The organism is Burkholderia sp. BCC1998 (genome assembly GCF_905339875.1).
Classification (GTDB): Bacteria; Pseudomonadota; Gammaproteobacteria; order Burkholderiales; family Burkholderiaceae; genus Burkholderia.
In genome coordinates, this window is record NZ_CAJPHE010000057.1 from 1 (window position 1) to 3,681 (window position 3,681).

The window sequence follows — 3,681 nt, forward strand, 5'->3', positions numbered from 1 at the left end:
GTTCAGATCTGCTGCCATGTCCGTCTCCTTCCGTTATCGGATCGAAAAAGCGCGCCCCGCTGCATCCGCTTTCGTCGCGGTCGTGCAGGTGAAGGCCAGCCGCTATTGTGCACGATCGGCCCCGCCGTTCGCGCGCAAAACGTCTAAGCTTAAGGTCGGTTCCGAGTCGCGGGAGATTCCCATGCACTATCGACGGCTAGGCCGCTCCGGCCTGCAGATCAGCGCGCTTTCGCTCGGCTCGTGGGTCACCTACGGCAACCAGGTCGATCAGCGGGTCGCCCGCGAATGCCTTGCGGCGGCCCGCAATGCGGGCGTCAATTTCTTCGACAACGCCGAGGTCTACGCCGGTGGCAAATCCGAGGAAATCATGGGCCAGGCGCTCAAGTCGCTCGGCTGGCCGCGCGTCAGCTACCTCGTGTCCACGAAGTTCTTCTGGGGGCTCGCGGAAGCGCCGAACCAGTACCACACACTGAACCGGAAATATCTGCTGAACGCGATCGACGGCTCGCTGCGCCGGCTGCAGCTCGACCATGTCGACCTCGTGTACTGCCATCGCCCCGATCCGAACACACCGATCGAGGAGACCGTCTGGGCGATGAGCGACATGATCGTACGCGGCAAGGCGCTGTACTGGGGCACGTCCGAATGGAGCGCCGACGAGATCCGCGCCGCGTACGAGATTGCCGAGCGGCACCATCTGCACAAGCCGGTCGTCGAGCAGCCGCAGTACAACCTGTTCCACCGTACCCGGGTCGAACAGGAATACGCACGGCTCTATCACGACTACGGCCTCGGCCTGACGACCTGGAGCCCGCTGGCATCGGGGCTGCTCACCGGCAAGTACCGGAACGGCGTACCGCCGGGCAGCCGCGCGCAATTGCCGGGCTACGACTGGCTCCGCGAACGGCTGACGGATCCGGTCAGCAACGATGTGGTCGAACGGCTCGGCGAGATCGCGGCCGAACTCGGCTGCAGCACCGCCCAGCTCGCGATTGCATGGGTACTCGCGAATCCGCGCGTGAGTTCGGTCATTACGGGCGCCTCGCGAATCGAGCAGATCGGCGACAACATGCGCGCGCTCGACGTTGCCGAGAAACTGACGCCGGAGATCAAGCAACGCATCGAGGAGGCCGTCGGCGATGCATACGAGTAAGGCGGCTCACGCCCACTCGCGTACAATACGCGGCCGCATTGGCGCGCGGCCCGACGGCCCCGCGCGATCATCCGTTTTCATCGATTCACCCTTCGTTTCAGGCAGCCAGCCATGCTCAGTTATCGTCACGGTTTTCACGCAGGCAACCACGCGGACGTGCTCAAGCACGCCGTCGTCGTCCAGCTGCTGCGCTACCTGAACAAGAAAGACAAGTCGTACTGGTACATCGACACGCACGCCGGTGCCGGCGTGTATTCGCTGCGCGACGGTTATGCCGCCAAGACAGGGGAATTCGACACCGGCATCGGGCCGCTGTGGAACGAAAAGAACCTGCCCGAGGCGCTCGGCGACTACGTCGACGAGGTGCGCGCGCTGAACGACGACGGTGAGCTGCACTACTATCCGGGCTCCCCATATCTCGCATGGCGATCGATGCGCGAGCAGGACCGGATGCGCCTGTTCGAAATGCACACGACGGAAATCGACGTGTTGCGTCACAACTTCCGCGATGCGGGGCGCCGCGCGATGATTTTCGCCGGTGACGGCTTCGAGGGCATCAAGGCGCTGCTGCCGCCGCCGCCGCGACGCGCGCTCGTGCTGATCGATCCGTCCTATGAGGACAAGAAGGACTACGCGCGCACGGTGACTTGCGTGACGGAATGCCTGAAGCGTTTCGCGACGGGCTGTTACGCGATCTGGTATCCGCAGGTTGCGCGGGTGGAATCGCAGCGTTTTCCGGAGCAGCTCAAGCGCCTGCAGCCGAACAACTGGCTGCACCTGACGCTGACGGTATCGAATCCGCCGGCAGATGGCCTGGGCCTTTACGGCAGCGGAATGTTCATCCTGAATCCGCCGTACACGCTCGCGCAGAGCATGAACGAAGCGCTGCCCTATCTCGTCGAGCGCCTGGGACAGGACAGCGGCGCGCGGTGCCAGATCGAGCACCGCGGGAACTGAGCGAACGGTTTTCCGTTACGGCTGCGGTCTTGGCGCGGGTCTTGGCTGATTGGCCGGCGACCCACCCCAGCCCGGCACATTGATATACGGCGCGACAAACAGCGGGACCGAAGAATTCGGTCCCTGCCCTGCCGGCGCTCGCATGCCTGCGGGCTCAACGATCGGCTCGGACGATAACGGAGCCGTTTGCAACACCAGGCCGCCCTTGCCATCCTGGATCCCGCGTTGCGTATCGAGAATCAGCGGCCGGGACGATGTCGCCGCACCAGCCGCCATGCCGTGAGCGAGCACCGCGGCCCCCAGAGCGAGACGCGCGCGGGAAACGTGACGCACATCGAGACGCAAACGCATGGTCGTGTTCTTCCGGTTGAAAAGCAGGTCCATACCATAGCGCCACGCCGACGATTTCGCCAGATCGGACGCACAAAAAAACAAAGCCCCGTCAACACGGGGCTTGCTTTTCGCTCGGTGCCACACGGCACCTGACGGTGACTCCGATTACAGCGAGTAGCCGTTGGTTTCGAGCGAGCGGATGCGGCTCTCGAGCTGGACGATGTCCGACGACGACGCGAGGTAAGCCTCACGGCGTTCACGCTCTGCGGATTCGAACCAGTTGCTCAGCTTTTCAACGATGTAGGCGATCATGATGTTCTCCAAGGAAGGGGGACCCCTGGCGAATCGAGATTCAGGGATTTCCCGTATAGGGTTATCCCGAATTATAGCGATGCCGCACCAAGATGCTAGTGAAATGCTTGCATGGAAGCCATTCCTGTTTGGAATGGTTTGCAAACTATCTGCCTCAACTCCATGATTCTTAAGGATATTGAATCGAGGCTCCCATTCAGCCTCGAGGATGTGCACTAATCTGGTTCACTGACCGGGTCGGCCAGGCGCGCCAAGATCGGGCATTCGGGTCGTCCGTCACCATGGCAGTGCGCGGCGAGATCGGCAAGCGTATTGCGCATGTCGCTCAATTCCGCGATGCGTTTGTCGAGTTCGGCCACGTGTTCGAGGGCGATCGACTTCACTTCAGCGCTGGCACGGGAGCGGTCTTGCCAGAGCATCAGCAGCTTGCGAATATCCTCGACGAGAAAACCGAGCCGCCGCGCCTGGCGGATGAAACGCAGAATATGGACGTCATCCGAACCGTAGATGCGGTATCCGGCGTCGCTCCGCTTGCTCGGCGCAAGAAGGCCGACCTGCTCGTAGTACCGGATCATTTTTGCGCTGACGCCGGATTCGCGCGACGCGTCGCCGATATTCATTCCCTGCCCTCTCTCCATCAAGCACTGGTTCGAACACGAAGGTCGACGCAAGCATTCGTCGACGACGTTTGGATCGTATCAAATCGCGAGATTTCGTTCCTGCCTGGGCAGTGACGGCCGGATCGACCGCAATCCGGATGTCCTTATTGAGGTAGATGGTGGCTGCGAAATCTGCCGGTTCGGGACAGCATGCAGTTTATATCGAGGGACTCCTGCCCGCCGACGATCACGCCAACACCTGCAGAGATCGCGCATTTCTGCGCTGCAAATGCAAAAACCCCTGCCTTTCGGGCGGGGGTTTTTGGT

At 61.9% G+C, this 3,681-nt stretch carries 5 protein-coding genes; 2 read left to right on the forward strand and 3 right to left on the reverse strand.

Going from position 1 to position 3,681, the window contains the following annotated elements; all coding sequences use genetic code 11:
- Nucleotides 1-181: 181 nt before the first annotated feature.
- Complete coding sequence (locus tag U5A56_RS36665; RefSeq protein ID WP_321927351.1) at nucleotides 182-1,153, forward strand: aldo/keto reductase; 972 nt, start codon at nucleotides 182-184, stop codon at nucleotides 1,151-1,153.
- Between the two features lie 111 nt (nucleotides 1,154-1,264).
- Nucleotides 1,265-2,110: a 23S rRNA (adenine(2030)-N(6))-methyltransferase RlmJ gene (locus U5A56_RS36670; protein WP_321927353.1), complete on the forward strand. Its 846-nt coding sequence runs from the start codon at nucleotides 1,265-1,267 to the stop codon at nucleotides 2,108-2,110.
- Nucleotides 2,111-2,125: 15 nt separating this feature from the next.
- On the opposite strand, the gene U5A56_RS36675 is transcribed toward U5A56_RS36670, so the two are convergent.
- The 3 genes from U5A56_RS36675 to cueR all read right to left on the reverse strand — a co-directional run bounded on the left by U5A56_RS36675 (nucleotide 2,126) and on the right by cueR (nucleotide 3,375).
- Nucleotides 2,126-2,494 (reverse strand): hypothetical protein, encoded by a 369-nt coding sequence (locus U5A56_RS36675; RefSeq protein ID WP_082088780.1) that lies wholly within the window; start codon nucleotides 2,492-2,494, stop codon nucleotides 2,126-2,128.
- 114 nt (nucleotides 2,495-2,608) lie between these two features.
- Nucleotides 2,609-2,755, reverse strand: coding sequence for a DUF3563 family protein (locus tag U5A56_RS36680; RefSeq protein ID WP_081053322.1), 147 nt, complete (start codon nucleotides 2,753-2,755; stop codon nucleotides 2,609-2,611).
- Nucleotides 2,756-2,970: 215 nt separating this feature from the next.
- Complete coding sequence (cueR, locus tag U5A56_RS36685; protein WP_044849283.1) at nucleotides 2,971-3,375, reverse strand: Cu(I)-responsive transcriptional regulator; 405 nt, start codon at nucleotides 3,373-3,375, stop codon at nucleotides 2,971-2,973.
- Nucleotides 3,376-3,681: the final 306 nt, after the last annotated feature.